This window comes from Changchengzhania lutea (assembly GCF_006974145.1).
Lineage (GTDB): Bacteria > Bacteroidota > Bacteroidia > Flavobacteriales > Flavobacteriaceae > Changchengzhania > Changchengzhania lutea.
The window spans coordinates 1,135,781-1,152,291 of the sequence record NZ_CP039456.1 but is presented as its reverse complement, the minus strand read 5'-3'; the positions used below and the strand labels follow the sequence as shown (position 1 = coordinate 1,152,291).

Annotated in this window: 19 protein-coding genes, 2 tRNA genes and 2 pseudogenes; 13 read left to right on the top strand and 10 right to left on the bottom strand. The window is 33.0% G+C overall.

Annotated features, from left to right (window positions below):
* Positions 1–38: 38 nt before the first annotated feature.
* The 9 genes and pseudogenes from FAF07_RS05440 to FAF07_RS19150 form a co-directional block, all read left to right on the top strand.
* A tRNA-Asp gene (locus tag FAF07_RS05440) sits at positions 39–112 on the top strand.
* Positions 113–341: 229 nt separating this feature from the next.
* Positions 342–1,562, top strand: coding sequence for a site-specific integrase (locus FAF07_RS05435; RefSeq protein WP_142784147.1), 1,221 nt, complete (start codon positions 342–344; stop codon positions 1,560–1,562).
* 27 nt (positions 1,563–1,589) lie between these two features.
* A tRNA-Leu gene (locus FAF07_RS05430) sits at positions 1,590–1,671 on the top strand.
* 364 nt (positions 1,672–2,035) lie between these two features.
* A complete protein-coding gene (locus FAF07_RS05425) occupies positions 2,036–2,629 on the top strand; it encodes a DUF6088 family protein (protein WP_142784146.1) in 594 nt (197 codons plus the stop codon).
* Positions 2,629–3,198 (top strand): nucleotidyl transferase AbiEii/AbiGii toxin family protein, encoded by a 570-nt coding sequence (locus FAF07_RS05420; RefSeq protein WP_185956526.1) that lies wholly within the window; start codon positions 2,629–2,631, stop codon positions 3,196–3,198. The genes FAF07_RS05425 and FAF07_RS05420 overlap by 1 nt, the downstream gene beginning before the upstream one ends.
* A 271-nt stretch (positions 3,199–3,469) precedes the next feature.
* Entirely contained in the window at positions 3,470–3,631 is a 162-nt protein-coding gene (locus FAF07_RS18495) for a hypothetical protein (RefSeq protein ID WP_185956525.1), read from the top strand.
* Between the two features lie 47 nt (positions 3,632–3,678).
* Complete coding sequence (locus FAF07_RS19055) at positions 3,679–3,729, top strand: hypothetical protein (protein WP_394344972.1); 51 nt, start codon at positions 3,679–3,681, stop codon at positions 3,727–3,729.
* Between the two features lie 11 nt (positions 3,730–3,740).
* Positions 3,741–3,938 (top strand): hypothetical protein, encoded by a 198-nt coding sequence (locus tag FAF07_RS05415; protein WP_142784144.1) that lies wholly within the window; start codon positions 3,741–3,743, stop codon positions 3,936–3,938.
* Between the two features lie 439 nt (positions 3,939–4,377).
* A pseudogene (locus FAF07_RS19150) lies at positions 4,378–4,473 on the top strand (BfmA/BtgA family mobilization protein); the annotation flags it as partial.
* Here FAF07_RS19150 and FAF07_RS18805 read toward each other — a convergent pair.
* The 8 genes from FAF07_RS18805 to FAF07_RS05380 form a co-directional block, all read right to left on the bottom strand.
* Positions 4,428–4,820, bottom strand: a complete 393-nt coding sequence (locus FAF07_RS18805) for an RteC domain-containing protein (RefSeq protein ID WP_394344971.1) — start codon at positions 4,818–4,820, stop codon at positions 4,428–4,430. The pseudogene FAF07_RS19150 and the gene FAF07_RS18805 sit on opposite strands and share 46 nt — an antisense overlap.
* A 139-nt stretch (positions 4,821–4,959) precedes the next feature.
* The gene (locus FAF07_RS05405; RefSeq protein WP_142784142.1) at positions 4,960–5,322 is read right to left on the bottom strand and encodes a TfoX/Sxy family protein; all 363 of its coding nucleotides are present in this window, start codon (positions 5,320–5,322) and stop codon (positions 4,960–4,962) included.
* Between the two features lie 6 nt (positions 5,323–5,328).
* Positions 5,329–5,994, bottom strand: a complete 666-nt coding sequence (locus FAF07_RS05400; protein ID WP_142784141.1) for a DUF2461 domain-containing protein — start codon at positions 5,992–5,994, stop codon at positions 5,329–5,331.
* Between the two features lie 10 nt (positions 5,995–6,004).
* Positions 6,005–7,210 (bottom strand): hypothetical protein, encoded by a 1,206-nt coding sequence (locus FAF07_RS05395; protein ID WP_142784140.1) that lies wholly within the window; start codon positions 7,208–7,210, stop codon positions 6,005–6,007.
* Between the two features lie 92 nt (positions 7,211–7,302).
* Positions 7,303–8,076 (bottom strand): outer membrane lipoprotein-sorting protein, encoded by a 774-nt coding sequence (locus FAF07_RS05390; protein ID WP_142784139.1) that lies wholly within the window; start codon positions 8,074–8,076, stop codon positions 7,303–7,305.
* 26 nt (positions 8,077–8,102) lie between these two features.
* Positions 8,103–10,454 carry an efflux RND transporter permease subunit gene (locus tag FAF07_RS05385; protein WP_142784138.1) on the bottom strand — a complete coding sequence of 784 codons (2,352 nt, stop codon included), beginning with the start codon at positions 10,452–10,454 and terminating at the stop codon, positions 8,103–8,105.
* Between the two features lie 209 nt (positions 10,455–10,663).
* Complete coding sequence (locus FAF07_RS18490; RefSeq protein WP_185956524.1) at positions 10,664–10,816, bottom strand: hypothetical protein; 153 nt, start codon at positions 10,814–10,816, stop codon at positions 10,664–10,666.
* 165 nt (positions 10,817–10,981) lie between these two features.
* Positions 10,982–11,434 carry an SRPBCC family protein gene (locus tag FAF07_RS05380; protein ID WP_142784137.1) on the bottom strand — a complete coding sequence of 151 codons (453 nt, stop codon included), beginning with the start codon at positions 11,432–11,434 and terminating at the stop codon, positions 10,982–10,984.
* Between the two features lie 268 nt (positions 11,435–11,702).
* Here FAF07_RS05380 and FAF07_RS05375 point away from each other — a divergent pair, with 268 nt between their 5' ends.
* Positions 11,703–12,125 carry a winged helix-turn-helix transcriptional regulator gene (locus FAF07_RS05375; protein ID WP_221930771.1) on the top strand — a complete coding sequence of 141 codons (423 nt, stop codon included), beginning with the start codon at positions 11,703–11,705 and terminating at the stop codon, positions 12,123–12,125.
* 36 nt (positions 12,126–12,161) lie between these two features.
* On the opposite strand, the gene FAF07_RS05370 is transcribed toward FAF07_RS05375, so the two are convergent.
* The gene (locus tag FAF07_RS05370; protein WP_142784135.1) at positions 12,162–12,524 is read right to left on the bottom strand and encodes a VOC family protein; all 363 of its coding nucleotides are present in this window, start codon (positions 12,522–12,524) and stop codon (positions 12,162–12,164) included.
* 104 nt (positions 12,525–12,628) lie between these two features.
* Here FAF07_RS05370 and FAF07_RS05365 point away from each other — a divergent pair, with 104 nt between their 5' ends.
* Both FAF07_RS05365 and FAF07_RS18800 read left to right on the top strand, forming a co-directional pair.
* Positions 12,629–14,038, top strand: coding sequence for a hypothetical protein (locus FAF07_RS05365; protein WP_142784134.1), 1,410 nt, complete (start codon positions 12,629–12,631; stop codon positions 14,036–14,038).
* 140 nt (positions 14,039–14,178) lie between these two features.
* Positions 14,179–14,449: pseudogene (locus FAF07_RS18800) on the top strand (IS1595 family transposase); the annotation flags it as partial.
* A gap of 15 nt (positions 14,450–14,464) precedes the next feature.
* On the opposite strand, the gene FAF07_RS19145 reads toward FAF07_RS18800, so the two are convergent.
* Complete coding sequence (locus FAF07_RS19145; RefSeq protein WP_142784133.1) at positions 14,465–15,319, bottom strand: type II toxin-antitoxin system RatA family toxin; 855 nt, start codon at positions 15,317–15,319, stop codon at positions 14,465–14,467.
* Positions 15,320–15,416: 97 nt separating this feature from the next.
* On the opposite strand from FAF07_RS19145, the gene FAF07_RS05355 reads away from it, so the two are divergent.
* Positions 15,417–16,382: an AraC family transcriptional regulator gene (locus FAF07_RS05355; protein WP_142784132.1), complete on the top strand. Its 966-nt coding sequence runs from the start codon at positions 15,417–15,419 to the stop codon at positions 16,380–16,382.
* The last annotated feature ends 129 nt before the right edge of the window (positions 16,383–16,511 follow it).

Sequence of the window (16,511 nt, the reverse complement as noted above, 5' to 3'; positions counted from 1 at the left end):
AAAAAAGGCATGTATATTTGCAACCGCAATAATGCAACGGTCTGGTAGTTCAGTTGGTTAGAATGTCGCCCTGTCACGGCGAAGGTCGCGGGTTCGAGTCCCGTCCAGACCGCTAAAAGGGTTAACAAAAACCCTCAAAACCTTGTAAATCATATGATTTACAAGGTTTTATCTTTTTAGGGCAATCATAGAATTTGGTTCTATTTGATTCTAAAAGGTCACAAATCGTCAACATCTTTTATTTTTCATTATTTATGTTGACAGAATGATGTATCTTGATAGCTCAGGCTAGTTGATTTGACTTTCGTCTAACTAATGTTTAACCATTAAAGACGACAAGTATGCGAACTTCTTCAACATTTTCTATCCTATTTTGGATATACGGCAAACGTGCCGTAAACAACAAAGCGAATATTTATATTAGGGTTACCCTAAACGGTCAACGTGTCAACATCAGTCTCAAAAAGAAAATCAATGTTGACACTTGGGACGAAAAACTACAGAGAGCAAAGGGAACTGGTAAAGATTCCCGTATTTTAAACCTCTATTTGAACGAAGTACAATCAAAGGTATATCGGATTTACGAAGATTTCAAAAGGCAAGAAATGCCTTTTACTTCTCAAATGGTCAAAGCTAAATTTTTAGGCGAGGACAGAACGCGTTTTTCTTTTCAAAATCTTATTGACTATCATAATGAAAAGATGCAGCACAAGTTGCATAAAAATACTATGGGTCAATATAAGACCAGTCAAAGGTATATGGTAGAGTATATTTTAAAGGAATATAAAGTTACTGATATTCTTCTCTCTGAACTTGATTATAGTTTTGTAATAAGTTTTGAAGATTTTCTGCGCTCCTATATTCCAAAGAGTGGCCAATCTAAAATTGGGAATAATACGGCTATGAAACATATTAAACGATTACGTAGAATGGTTACTCTTGCCTATCAGATGGAATGGATTGATAGAGATCCATTTGTCAATTTTAAAATAAAGATTGAAAAGAAAGAACGAGAATTTCTTATTGGCGAGGAATTACAAAATATTGAGAATTTATCCTCCAAGATTGAACGTCTGGTAGTTGTTAAGGATTTATTTGTTTTTAGTTGCTATACAGGTATTTCTTATAGTGATATCGTTCGATTGACAGCCGTGAATATAGTAAAGGGAATAGATGGTCTTTCTTGGATATCGGCGAAGAGGACAAAGACAGGAACACCTTTTAAAATACCTTTACTTCCTAAGGCTAGTATCTTAATCGATAAGTATAAAAATGATTTTAGAACTTCTAATAATGATAATCTTCTACCTAAATTGTCCAATCAAAAATTGAATAGCTACCTAAAGGAAATAGCAGACCTTTGCGGTATCAAGAAGAACCTTACTTTTCATATGGCGCGTCACACCTTTGCCACAACTGTAACTTTAAGTAATGGTGTGCCAATAGAAACCGTTTCAAAACTTTTGGGTCATACAAAGCTGGCAACAACCCAAATCTACGCTAGAGTAGTGGAAAAAAAGGTAAGTCAGGACATGGAAAAACTAAAATTGATATTGGAGTGAAATAAAAAACGTTAAAATATTGTTAAAGCGGGTGTGGTGGAATTGGTAGACACGTTAGGCTTAGGATCTAATGCCTTACGGTGTGGGAGTTCGAGTCTCCCCACCCGTACAAAAGCCGAAGAGAAATCTTCGACTTTTTTTTGTTTAAAAACCTTATTTTTTCTCCTTTCAAATAACACAGGTACAACATTTTGCTGTTTTTTAGGTCATAATTTCTTTTGTAACCAATTGATGGTATTTGAAACTTGTTTTAATTTTTCTCCTTTTGATATACATTTTTTTAATTCAAAAACGTATTTGTAGTTTAATTTTTCATATTGTGTTTATCTTAGCTATATAAGTAAATCATATGCAATTAATTCGGAATAAGTTGAGCTATTTTTATATGATTTGTAAGATATTCGTAAAAAACATGCAAGAAATAGTTACTCTATATCTTACATTTTTTTTATATTTACCGTTCAATTACAATTATGAGCATAGATGATCAAATTGAAAACAGGATAAGCAAGGCAAAAGAAGGAACTATTTTTTTTGCTGATGATTTTGGCGATATAGGTAGTCAAAGTGCTATACATACAACCCTGCATAGGTTAGAAAAAAGGAAAGTACTGTCTAGGGTCTCTCATGGTATATATGCCAAACCAAAAGTAAGTGAATTGCTAAATCAGGAAATATTACCTTCTGCAGAAGAAGTTGCTTTAGCGATTGCTAAAAGAGATAAGGCTAAATTATTACCTTCGGGTAGTTATGCGCAATATGCTCTGGGTATGTCAACCCAAATACCATTAAAGTTAGTTTATTATACAGATGGTAAGGCGAGAACAATCAAGGTAGGTAATAGAACCATACAATTTAGAAGAACAACTCCAAAAAATCTAGCGTTAAAGAGTGAAGTGGGAAGACTTGTTGTACAAGCTCTTCGCGATATTGGAAAAGACAAACTAACTTTACAGGAAGAAGAAAAAATCATAAGTTTATTGAAAAAAGAGGATATTAAAGATTTAAAACATGATATAGCATTGGCACCACAATGGATTGCAGAAATCATGGCAAAAGCACTATAATGGGAGTAATAGATTTTTACAAGTTAAAACCCAGTCAAAAAAAAGAAATATTTGAGGCTATTGGAAGTCAAAAAGGAATTCCAGATTTTGCTGTTGAAAAAGATTGGTGGGTAGTACAAACATTGAACATCATTTTTCAAATGGATGTGAAAGACCACTTGCTCTTTAAAGGTGGTACATCATTAAGCAAAGCATGGGACTTAATCGAAAGATTTTCAGAAGATATTGATTTAGCACTAAGCAGAGAATATCTAGGCTTCGACTCAGGGCTTATTAGTAAAACACAAGTAAGGAAATTAAGAGCGAAGTCTTTTGAATATGTTACTACAACCTTTTACAAAGCATTACAAGAAGCATTTAAAAAATATGGTTTTGAAGACGTTACTTTTGGTTTTGAAAATTTGGGAGATGGAGATCAAGATCCAGTATCAATTTTAGTGGAATATCCTTATGTGACAGAATATAAAGAGTATGTACTTCCAAGAGTAAAAGTAGAATTGGGAAGTCGTTCCTTAATCGACCCACATAGGTACAACATTTTGCTAATTTCAGGGCAACATTTGTATTGATATCAAATGACTATATTTGGTTTTAATCCTTATGAATTTACTATCAGAATAATAAATTTCGGGTAAATCATAGCCTTACTTCTTCGTAAGGGGGAGTTTATTATCATACAATATAACCGCATTTAAACTCGTAAAATACTTCCATCAAAAGACTACGGCATAAAGCCAACGCACTGCACCAACGCTTATTTATTCCGTTTCCTTTTGAGCTGTGATTTTAGCTTCAGTTTAGGTATTGCTCAAATATTGTTTAACTAATAAATATAATATTATGAAACAATTAACTGTAAAACCCAGCATTTCATTGCAAGAAGCAGAAGAACATTATCAATTAAGTAGTGAAAATTACACTATTGAAAGTGCAGAGAGTCATTTAGCTTACTACAGAGAGAAGCATCCCCTTTACTACCAAGTACTTTTAAATAATGTTTAATATGAATCAAAAAGAACTATCGTGCAACCGATTTTCCGCTCGATGAATTGCGGTTGTTTTTTGTAAATGATACGCTGATGTTACCAAGCGAATACTAAAATCTAAAGCTATGGTATATCTCAATTTTACAGACTTGAGCGAAGAGGCTCAAAACCGTCTTTTAGAAAATTCCAAGAAGGATGTGGAACGAAAATTTGGCGATGATATTCGCAAATACGTAAGGGAAAATTATACCTGTTTTGAAACGATGATAGAGGAAGAAGCATTACGAAATTTATATTCCTATAAATACGTATTCAACATTTAATTTTCTAAACTTTATAGTCAAGCACCTCTAAATTTTTGGAGGTGTTTTTATATGCAATTAATTTCAAGTCGAGAAAAAAGCGTATCTTTATTTCGCTGAAATTCAGCACACATAAATTCATATAGTTATCCCATTTTTAACTTTCGCTGATAGCTGTATCCATCTATAATTTACATGTAGGAATTCTCGAATTCCTACAAGGCAATTGGCTTTTTAGCCAGATTGTATGAAATTTTTGTTCGCCTGTGGCGAACGAAAAGGAATAGCAAGAGGGTAACGGGCAGAGCCGCGTTACATTATCCTTTTAGTTTATAAATAATTGATTTTCAATTAATTATAATTTTATTCTTTTTCGAATTTTATCAATTTGCGTCAAATGCCGCCAAACAGCCTGTAAACAGGGATGGATTTACGTCAAATCTTCAAAAAAGCGAAAAAAATGGATTCATTCATCACCATCAGGTTCAAGAGGAAAACCGCCAAACGTTTTCAGGAATTTTCAAAAACACACTTCAAGACACATACTACCGTGCTATCATGACTTGTAGAAAATTGCTCATCAGTGAAAAAGTGGAAAGCATCAGAATGTAATCTAATATCTGCTTGTCCTCTTAAAAAATACTGCTTATCAAAGGTGGTGGCTCCTCTTCTAAAATAGTGATAAAACTCTAAATTGTCATTAAAAAATGTCTGAAGCCTATCGATATGATTGTTTAGGTATTTGGCCTGTGATTTTTTACTACCTCTTGGCCTTTTACTTTCAATATTGAAAAGCTTTACATAGTAAATGAGCTTACTGTAAATTTGGGGCTTTGAGTTTTTGAAAAAATGTATTTCTACTTCCTTTGTTTTGAAGTTTTTCTCTAGGACAAGACTTCTCATTGCTAGAAGTGTATCCTTTGTAATTTTTATGCCTTTTTCGGCTTTTAGCAGAACATCTTCAACATTAGTTTCTAAATCTTCGATATTACTATCAAAATGCTTAAATATTTCTTCAATTTCTTTCAATTATTATTTAGCTTTACTTTTTACGCTTACTACTTTTAGCCAACGGATTAAAATTAATTGCTAATTGTATCCAATACTCTAAATCTCTATCTAGATCGAAACCTTCAGGAGCAACGAACACAAATCCTTTCATGGGTCGGCCAGTAATATCCATTGGCATACACCCTTTTCGTTTTAGGGCTTCCTCAATTACATTTTCGCCAATTCTTGCCATAAGCCGATCTTTTCCTGTTTTTTTATCGACATCTAAACCAATACACATTTTGTCATCTAAAAAGAAACAATAGCCACCCATAAACTTTTTGCCTTCTGCATTTATTTTTTTTTGCTTAAAAACTCTTTCTACACGGTCAATTAAAAAATCTGAATACGCCATAGTCCTTTAGTTTAAATTCTTTAATAAAAAAGCGTTGAATGGGTTAAGAGCTTCCCAATGTTCAAGTACACTGTCCATAAAATTATCTTGTAACATTCTTTGAGGGTTTAACTCTGATGCTACATAAAACTGTTTTTTAATTAGTAGTGGAACTTCTTCTACTTTTGGCACCCATTCTTTAGGAACTCTTTTCATTTCCTCACCCTTAAGCTCTCCAAATTTATTGGTGAAAGTTGAATTTTTAATAATGTTGTTAAACTCAACTTTATTCCTAAAAATAGCATTTCTCAGATTGTGCAATTGCTCTTTATTAGGGTTGTAGCATCCACCCATAATACCTGTCATCTCTCTAGAAAGACGAATGTATAGTCCTGGAATGGTTTTGTCTTTTCTACCACCATTAGAAATAAATGCCGTGACGTGGAGGTTGTACGGTGACTTATCTTTAGAAAACCGAATGTCTTTGTTAATTCTTAAAATACACTCTTTTGCCTCTATCTTGAGTGTTGCATCACGATTTTGAATTTCAAAAATAAATTCGGAAGTAAAATTCTCGAAAGGTATTTTTACAAATTGATTGTACCTTGATTTGTTAGCATGAAACCATTCCTTGTTATTGTTTTTCTCTAATTCTTCAAAAAATGTGAAGAAATCATTTTTAAAGTAACTCATGTCATTTCATTTAAAAATATTTAAAAAGCGTAAGACGGAGAAAACTATCATTCTGAAAGTTTAGGAGAATAAGTTCCCTATTATCAATTGAATTGAAAAACCTTCCCTCAACTTCCATTTTCCAACTTTCGCTTAGCCTTCTCGAAGCTTCCAAACTGAATATTCTACTACTTTTTCCCAAATCAAAAATTCCTCCCACAAGAATCTGTGTGCTTTGCACATCATTAAAAGCTATCCTGCTGCCTAAGAACACATCGTTCTGGAGACCGCTCAATGCTAATTCGTCTCTTTCATCATAGAGGTATTCTCCAAGTATACCCAAATCAATTCCTGAACTTTTGATGTTCCCAAAAGTGTATTCAAGACCAGCTGTAACGGCCAAAAAATCCTGTGTATTAGCCTTTCTATAAATAGATTCCAGTTTCCATAAAAAGGCATCATGGGTAATTTGAAGCTCCAACCCAGTTTGATTAATTATTGGATAGAAGGCATTTATATTGCCCGATTCAAGGAATGTAAAAAGTGGTTCTCTTCCGGTTCCATAAAAATGGGATAATCCAATATCAAAAATTCCGAAATAGTGTTTCCAGCGAATGGCAAAATCCTGATGCCATTCCTCCGCACCGCTTTCATAGCCTAAATCTTTTTTATCAATGACCATAGGAAACCGTAATCTGGATTTTTTATCTGGGAAAACTCTTTTTCTGTGATAGGGCAGGTAAAAGAAATCGAAAGAGCCAATATTTTTTGTGTTTAGAGAAAACTGGACCATAGGCTGTCCTAACTTTTTCTCTCCATCAAAACTTTCTACTGCATCCGTTTGATTGATAACATCGACCAAATGATTACTTTCGGTTACACCCCAATATATTTTCTTAAACCCTATACTTAAATCCCAATTATTCTTTGTCTTTTGATAGTATAGCTCCCTTATATCCCAGTGGGTGCGTTCTTCATCAACATCCAATCTAAAGAAACCTTGAAAGTTTAGCGCCTCATAGCCATTGTTCCATGTTGCTGAATATTCAGGTCGTATAGCAAATGAAGGAAAATGGTCTTTTTGACTATCAAAAGATGGAGTTTCTGCAAAATATCGGTATTCGGCTTCAAGTTCGACTTGAAAATCTTGAACCACTTGTTTGTCCTCTTGAGATAATCCTTCCCATGCCAAAAAAAAGCATAGTATTACAACAATGCTATATTTATTATTAATCATTTATTTTAAAGAATTAAAGTAAAATTGAGAACCCAAAAAGATGGGTTCCCAATTTTAGAGTTGCTATTAATCTAAGTACTAACTAAAACCAACTAACCACCAACCCTTATAAGCGCATTTTCAGTGAAATCTTCGTCTGAAAGCTCTAATCCAAAATTGTAACCAGAAAAAAGAAGCGTAGTTTCCTTATTGCTCAAATGATTGCTCATGACCATTTCACCAGCCCTCCAGAATTTGTTTTTATATTGTTTGTAATCACTATAAACCAAGGTTTTCAATAAGGCATCTTTCCGGTCATAGAACTCGATTTTTTCAATTCGATAACCTTTAGACCCATTGTACCATACCAATCTTTTTGAGTATCCAGACTTTGGGTTCAAAGGATTCTGCTCGACTAAAAGCAATCCGTCATTATCTTCGATGAATTTATAGGTATATTTCTCCACCTCATTGGACGAAAGGTCTTCAAAAGCGAATTCGCTTCCCATAAAAGGTCCAGACTTATTACTGGAAGAAATCCGCTTTACCCTTTTTATGGAAGGTAGATACAGCCATTGGTCATCACTACCTACTTTGTGGGTAAAAGTAAGCGTCGCCGTACCTTTCACATCTTTAGGTGTCTGAAAAGCAACGAGTGACTTATCCCCATCCTCTATCAGTTCAAGCGTTTTATTGGTTATTTCCCGTTCGCTTGTTTGACCATTCTTATTTTTGAGAATCATTTTTAGATTCACAGTAGAACTACCAAAACCTTGGTCTGCCAAATCTGCGGCCTTAGCTATTTCCAAACCTTTTTGCTCGGGTGTTTGCGAGATGACCGAAAAGTTAAAGGCCATTAATGTAAATAGTATTACCGCTCTTTTCATTTTATTTAAATTTTAGATTATACTTCTTAATTTTTTGCTTTTATCTTTTTATCGTCCTTACTGACCAAAATCAATAGGGAAGGCAGCAAAATAAAATCAATTATTATGGCTCCTAGAATAATCATGGTAGTAATACGCGCCATATAGCTATTAAGGGCAAAGGTGGATTGGGACAGGATGATAAACCCCGCCAATAAAACTATGGTAGTTATAACTAATGCTTTTCCAACGGTCTGAAAGGCATAGATAACAGCTTGTTTTGAATCATAACCCAACTCGCGCCTTGCCCTCAGAAATTTTGAAACAAAATGTACCGTGTCGTCCACAATAATCCCCAAGGTCATTCCAAAGACGATTACCATACCTGTGTTTATTTGACCTTTGTACAAAGCCCATAGACCAAAGCCTACAAATACGGGGGCTAAGTTCGGGATGATGCTGATAAGGCCTATTTTGAAATTCCTGAGGGCTATCATTAGAATCAACGATATTAAAATGAGTGCTACTATATTCCCTTTAAGCATACTTTTTGCTTGTCGAATTCCCAACCTTGAAAACATTAATGTAGTGCTAGTACCCAAGGCATGCATATGCTCTGGTGCGTTTTCTTTTAACCAATTCTCGCCACGTTCCGACAACTCGATAAGTTTCGAGCTTTTCATGTTTTGGGTCGTAACCGTGACCCTTGTTTCGGATTTGTCAACGTTGATTTGGTTGTTCAAATCCAGTCCGAAAGGCAAGGACATTTCATACAATAAGAGATATTGCGCAGCTTCTTGCCTATCATTGGGAACCTTATAATAAGCCAAATCATCACCGTGCATCGATTTGTTGACCCTTCTGGCCACTTCGGTAAAAGCATTCACATGAACTACTTCGGGTTGTTTTTTGAACCATTCTTCAAACTCCTCCAGCTTTTTGAGGTATTGCGGATTATTCATTCCTCCGCTCTCACCTGAACCTATTGAATATTCTACATTGTATATTCCGGTAAGATTCTGACTTATATATTCACTATTGGTTCTAAAATCTACCGTTTCATCAAAGTATTTGATAAACTCGTCATCAAATTCATTTTTAAATGATAAGGCAGTAAACCCACCTATTATAGCCAAGGAAATAAGGGTCAATTGTTTTGGTCTTTCCGTAACAAACCTGCCTAAATTTGACAACCACCTGTCAATCCCTCTTTCTTTTACAACGGTAATTTCCTTGACTTTTATGGGCATGATTGCCAGAAACGCTGGCAGAAACGTTAACGAATAGACGAATGCTGCAAATACACCAACAGACACAATATTCCCTAAATCCGCAAATGGGGGCACATCGCCAAAATTCATTGATAAAAAACCTATCATTGTTGTTATGCTAGTTATAAAAACCGGCATAAAATTGAGCCTTAAACTTTCTACAAGTGCATCCTTCTTATTCATGCCTTTCTTTCGGATATTATGTAGAAAGGTTACAAGAATATGTATGCTATCCGCAACTGCCAAAGTCAAGATAATTGTAGGGAATGTGGATGAAGAGGGAGCTAATTTGATACCCGCTATACCCATGAAGCCTATTGCCGTAGTTATCGAAAACAAGATGATGAAAAAGGTAACAACGGTACTGTAGATACTTCGTGTCAACACTATTATCAAAAGAACAATGGCCGCCAACATAAAAAGCGTGAACATCAAGTCTTTTTGGGAAGAGGTAAAGAAGGCATCATTCATCATGATAATTCCAGAAAGATGCACATCGAACTGGGGATGTTTTTCTTTGAACTTGGCAATAATATCCTTTAGAAAAGTAACCGTCATCGGGTTTTCATCCAAGCTTTTGTTCGGGAATTTTACCGTGACATTAATAGCCGTAACAGTTCCTTCTTCATTAACCAACCTATTTACCAATAAGGGTTCTTTAAGAGCAATTTCCCTAATTCTTTGGATATCGGCAACTGATTTACTGGAGGTTTCATAGGAAAGGTCCTCTACATATAAATCGTCGTTGTCCGCTTTGGTATGCTGAAAATTGGTTATGGCATCAATCCTTGAAGAAAATGGTGTTTTCCATGCTTCAGCAGTTAATTCCTCAATAGCGGACAGATTTTCCTTTGTAAATACACTACCATTGTTTGGGGTAAGTACTATTAAGGCACTATCATCTTTTGTGTATTTCTCCTGAAGTCCATCAAAGGCAAGCAATTCAGGGTTGTCCTCACTAAAAAAGACATGATAATCGGCGTCGAACTCCATTTTACCTTGGGAAGCAATCCCCACCGCCATTAAAATGGAAAATAAAAGAACTCCCCATTTGTATTTCACAACAAACTCTGCCCACTTTATAGCAAATGAGTTTAGTTTATCACCTGTTTTTTTTATTGCATTCATTATCTGATATAGTTTTGATTATGATGTTTTTTTGTTATTAAGACTTAATAAAATTCATTAAAAGGCGCATTTTACATTTCCCGTTTTGTAATAGACGATTCAACTTCTATGAAAGGAGACAAAAACGGGTCATTAATTTGTAAGCTAAATTATATCACACCATGCTATTATTTAAATCTAAGTTATAAAAAACATAGGCTTCTAATGTATTACTCTAAAATATGCCCTCCAGAATTATTAAAAATTGTGCCTGTCATGTAACTTGCCATATTTGAAGCTGCAAAAACTAATAAATTGGAGGTTTCAGATTGAGATGGTAGCCTTTTTAGTGCTGTTTTGTTTGTTAATAATTGATTGTTCATAATATTATATTTCATTGCTGGATAGCCCAATATTTTCCTTAAAAAGGCCAATTTCCCTATGACAGCAGATTCTCTGTCGATTATAAAAGTATATCGTGATAGTCATACGGCTTTAATAGGGTGTCTAATTTTGTGTTCATTTTGTTGCTTTTTTTAAAATTATTTTTATTCAACAATATTTGGAGTTCCTTTGCCAGTTTCGAGTAATAACTTCAAGCTTCCTACAAAATAATTCCAGCCATTATTACAAGCCTCATAGCAGTTTAATTGAGGTGAAAGTCCTTTGTGTTCGAAAGACAAAAGGATTTGATTTTTGGTATCCGATTCAGAGAATTTCCAAATAAGCTCGGTATTTAGCCACTCGGTTTCAATATCATCAAGACCTGTAATAATATGGTATGCTTCAATACATTTCCATCTAATCTCTTTATTAGGACTTATTTTGGTTATTTCAAACTTCCAAACTGTGTTTTCCTCAAAGAATATTGAGAATTGATCGCCGACTTTTTGAAGATTAATATTGTCTATTTTGCCCCACCATAGCGGAATATGACTCAATACAGCATTAAATGCTTTTTCTTGACTTGATTTTATTAATTGATTGTTTTGATAGTTCATTTTCTTATTTTTTAGATAGATTTTAATTTTTTGATTTACTAGTGTTGAGATATTTTTTTAGTTTATTTAAAGTATTATCCCAATTATCGCTTAAACCTTTATAAGGTTCAGACTGATCTGTATTAATTATAATCTTCTTTTGATTTTTCATAATTTATTATTTTTTAGTACATTATTTGTATATTTGCAACTGGTTGCATATTGCAATTAGTTACAAATATATAAAACTAATTTTATTCTGCAACTGCTTTTAAAATAAAATCACATAATGAAAGAATTAAAATCTGATTGTCCAGTAAATCAATATCTTGAAGTATTTGGTGATAAATGGACTTTATTGATAATAAGAGATTTAATGTTTGTTGGTAAACGCTATTTTAGAGAATTGTTAAGCTCTGAAGAAGGGATTGCTACTAATATTTTAGCCGATAGATTGAATAAATTAGAAGAGTCTGGTATTGTCGTTAAAACCGACGACCCAAACCACAAACAAAAAAATATTTACACCTTAACTAAGGCTGGCATAGATTTAATGCCCATAATGATTGAAATGGCTGCTTGGTCTGTTAATCATCGGACAGTAAACGATAATGATAAAGCACATGTAAAGGACATCTCTGACCCTGAATTGAATTACCAAAAAAAGCGGAAGAAAGAACTTGAACTTGAGTTAGAGAAAGTTACTGGATAGATGAAAAAAGCTCACTTGAGTGAGCTTCTTGATTTTTCATCCCATAGAATGAAATGCCACTCTGTTGCCTTCGGTATCTAAAAACACAGCCATAAAGCCGTTTTCTCCTATAGCTGTTTTTGCCATTACCACCTCGCCACCTGCTTTTTCAACTTTGCTTAAAGGTTTGCTTAAATCATCACCTCCATTAAGATAAACAAAAGACCCTTCTTTAGAAGGCTTGTTGCCATTACCGTGCGTGATACAGCCTCCAACACCACCCTCTGAATGTGGTAAAAAAGCCATTTTAAAATCCATTTCCATGGGTTGTAATTCAGAACCTAAAACTTTGCTATAAAATTTTACAGCTCTCTCAAAATTTGTACTTGGTAGCTCGAACCAATTAATTGCATTTGACATATTATTATTTTTTGTGATTAAACAGTTTTCAAATTTAGTTTTAAAAGTATATTATTATTGTTCTATTTTTACAAAAACATAGGATTCTAATATACGTAGAACGAATGAAAAAAAATGAAGAGCTTTTTTATTTGATAAAATCTTTAACTAAAAGTGAAAAGCGTTATTTTAATTTAAAAAATCAGGCAAACGGTTCTTCTCGATTCTTATTGGTTTTTGATGCTATTGATAAACAGGACTTATATGATGAGGTACAGATTAAGGCCAAGTTTAAGAACAGAGCTTTTATTAAACAGTTTACGACCATAAAGAATTATTTAAAGCATAAAATTTTAAACTCATTACGTAATTATCATTCACAACTATCTGTTCAGTCTGAACTTATTGACATTTTAAGAAATGTGGAGATTCTTTATAACAAAGGTTTATATGAAATTTGCCAGAGTGAATTACAGCGTGCCGAAAAAAAAGCGATTCAATTTCAATTAAATACGTTGCATATTCAGATAATTGATTGGAAACGGAAAATACATCAAAGTTTATTTCCTCAAGATTGGGAAACTATTAAGCGTCTTACTGAAAGGCAAAAAGAACTATTATCTATTAGTATTGATTATACCGATTTGATACTAGCCAATATAAATCCAGAGCAGTTCTCAATATCTTTTAAGAATGTAGAAAACATACATCATTATACTCTTTATGAGTTGCATCAATATCAAAAGGCCATTAGAAATGGAAACTCCGATGATGAACATCACCGTTTACTAAAACTCATTGAGATTTGGGAAGACAAACCTGACCTAAAATCGGAATATGCTACTACTTATTGCTCTATTGTTAACACCTATTTAGCCTATTTAACTTTTAGGAATCAATTTGATATTGCTATTGAAACACTTAACAAACTAAAAGTTTTTACAACAAAAATTAAAAATCAATCGGCTTCATTGATTAAAGAAATTTTGCGCGCATATAATATTGAAATAGAAATTTATAGAACTCAAAACGATTTGATTAAAGGGATTGGACTTATTGACGAAATATGTGCTTATATAAACTTGCATTATAGCAAGGTCCCCAAAAATTATCTACTTTCATTTAGATTTCAATTTTCTCATTTATTTTTTTTAAATACTGACTACAAGGCTTCATTAAAATGGGTCAATATTATTTTAAATGGAAAAGAAAAATATCATCGTTCGGACTTGATTACTTATACGTATTGGTTGAATTTGTTAATCCATTTTGAATTAAAAAACGTCTTTGTATTGCGCTATTATGTTGATGCCATGCGGCGCTATTTGAAGAAACAAAAAGTAATAGAAGCTTACGAGAAGTTGCTTTTAAAATTTTTATCTAATAGCATTGATATTACCAATAAAAAGGAGTTAGTAAATTCTTTTGCCATACTTCACCAAAGTTTAGAGAAAGAGCAGATTTCTAACAATGTATTGGACTATATTGATTTTATGGAGTGGATTAAGCTAAAAATCACATTACAAAAACCATAATTTATTTTTTGCATCCTTTGGAACACCATTTTTAAAGCATGGTGCAATTTATGGTATATATAAAGGATTTGGAAAACTAATTTAAAATTAAGGTCAGTATTTAACCTCATATCTTTAAAATCAATGAATATCGGTATATTATGAATATTTTCAAGGGTCAGAACCTCCTGGAGTTCTGATTGGTTCAAAACCGGTGAAGATTGTAAAGAATATTTGGTTTGGATTAAATGGAATGAGGGTTTTGAACGTCTCAAATGTGGTCATAAAAAATCTCAGATGGGGAAAGATTTCTCACGCACTTGCAGTATCTGCTCACATCACAAATAAGCTACGGCAAATACGTTTTTCCACAAAGTCAAGTTCGAGGTTAGCAAAGTGTTTTTCATCGTGTTCGAAATGGGAACCATTACCCATATTGTATTGCTTTTATACATCTTTGTTGTGCTTTCGTACTTTTGTTTCCAATATTGATTGCCAATTGTCCATTATTTCTAAACAAACTTTGGTAAACTTTAATTTCAATAGTGGATGCAATATTATGTTATGAATTTTCTTCGAATATTCAAATTCAAATTCCATGGTAATTTCAGAATTACTAGTTCCAATTTCATCAACCTTCCAAATTCCTTTCAAGGTTTTAAAAGGATATGGGTAATCAGGTGCTTTGGTATCGATTAAAAAAGAATATTGTTTTTCGTTTTCCCATAGAATACACGTTTCAGACCAACTATCTTTACCGTGGGAACAAGAACGAATCATTCCTTCTCCCTCGCCTGAAATAATTTTCACATTATCAATGTTAGAAGCTACTTTATGATAGTTCTCAATGTCTGAGATGATGTTCCATACATCAGTTTTACTCGCTTTTACTTTTCTTTGAAAGGACATGAATTTTTTATTAGAACCCTTTATTGAATCTAGTTTTGACAAACCAATGGATTGGTAAATAATAAAAAAAACAATGGGAATTATAAACAGTTCAACTAATAGATATCCTGTGTCTGAAATCTCAAAAGGTCGTGTAATAAGTATATAAATACTTACCAAAACGAATAAGGTGTCTTGAACAATTATCCACAAAATGGCTAATGCTCTTTGTTTTTTTATTTCAAAAAACATTGTTAATGAAAAAAAAGTAATTACTCCGCCAACTATAAGAAAAGGAATACTACTTGTTATTTCAAAAACATTCATTAATTGTTTTTGAAAAACTAAAATTCCAACACCTGATATAAGGGTAGTTATAGCATTTAACTTTGTCGCTTTTTGTGATGTATTCATATTTCTGTTTTATTAATTAGATTGTTGTATGGTGTAAAATTAGATTGAATAAAACTTGTTTTATTGATATTTTACGCCAATCTTTACGTTTAAATAAATGAGAATTTTAGCACCGCATATTGCAAATCTATTTTTTTATGGTACTAGTCAAGGTTTTGATGAGTTTACTTTAAGACAATATTTGATTGAAAGAGAGCTTGATGTTTGTAATTCAAATAATTGGGTTAGTGATTCGGAATATTTAGAAATATTAGAAGTTCTTATACACAAGATAAACAATCCATATTTTGGATTGTATTATGGCAGTTATCTTAATATAAAAGCTTTAGGCCTCATCGCAGAGCTATCTCTAAATGCCTCAAGTATAGAGCAAGCAGTTATATTATTGCAAAATTATCTTGACTCAACCTTTCCTCTTGTATCTCTAGTTATTTCTCAAAATGTAGAATACTACACATTGCGTTTAGATTGTACTTTAGAAGATGAAATATTAAAAAAACATACTTTAGATACTGCCTTTTGCTTTATCTATCGAGAGCTGAAATTGATGTTAATTGATGATGATTATCCCCTGCTTCAATTACCATATTCTGACGTTGATGAATACTCCTCATTGTTAAATTCAAATATCCAAAAAGGAAATTCACATTTAATTATTTTGAGGAATAAAGTTCTAGGTACTGAAATTAACAGAAAGCGTGTAAAAGAGATCGAGTACTTATTGCCAAAATTTTTAATGATGATAAATAGTGAAAAGATAGGTTACAAGAATTTTTCCTTACAAGTAAGAAATATGATTTTGAATATGTGTTGTCCTGAACTCCCAACGTTTGAACAAATTTCAAAACAATTTCCGTTAAGTGACCGAACAATTCAAAGAAAACTTACGGAAGAAGGACTGTCATTTAGAAAAATTTCAGATGATGTTAAAAGAGAACTTTCTTATTACTTGGCAAAAGGAAAGCAAATGAAAACACAAGATATTGCACATATTTTAGGTTATTCCGAACCAAGCTCATACTTACATGCAGTTAAAAGGTGGGATGCTTTTTTTGAGGTATAGTTTAGGTCTTTCTTATACAAACCGAATAGAAGAAAATCCGCGAGGATTTTCGTAAGAGGACTATCTCATAAAGCGTGTAAATAGAATCAAGGATATATTGTACGATGAGTGACCATAATTATTTTATTG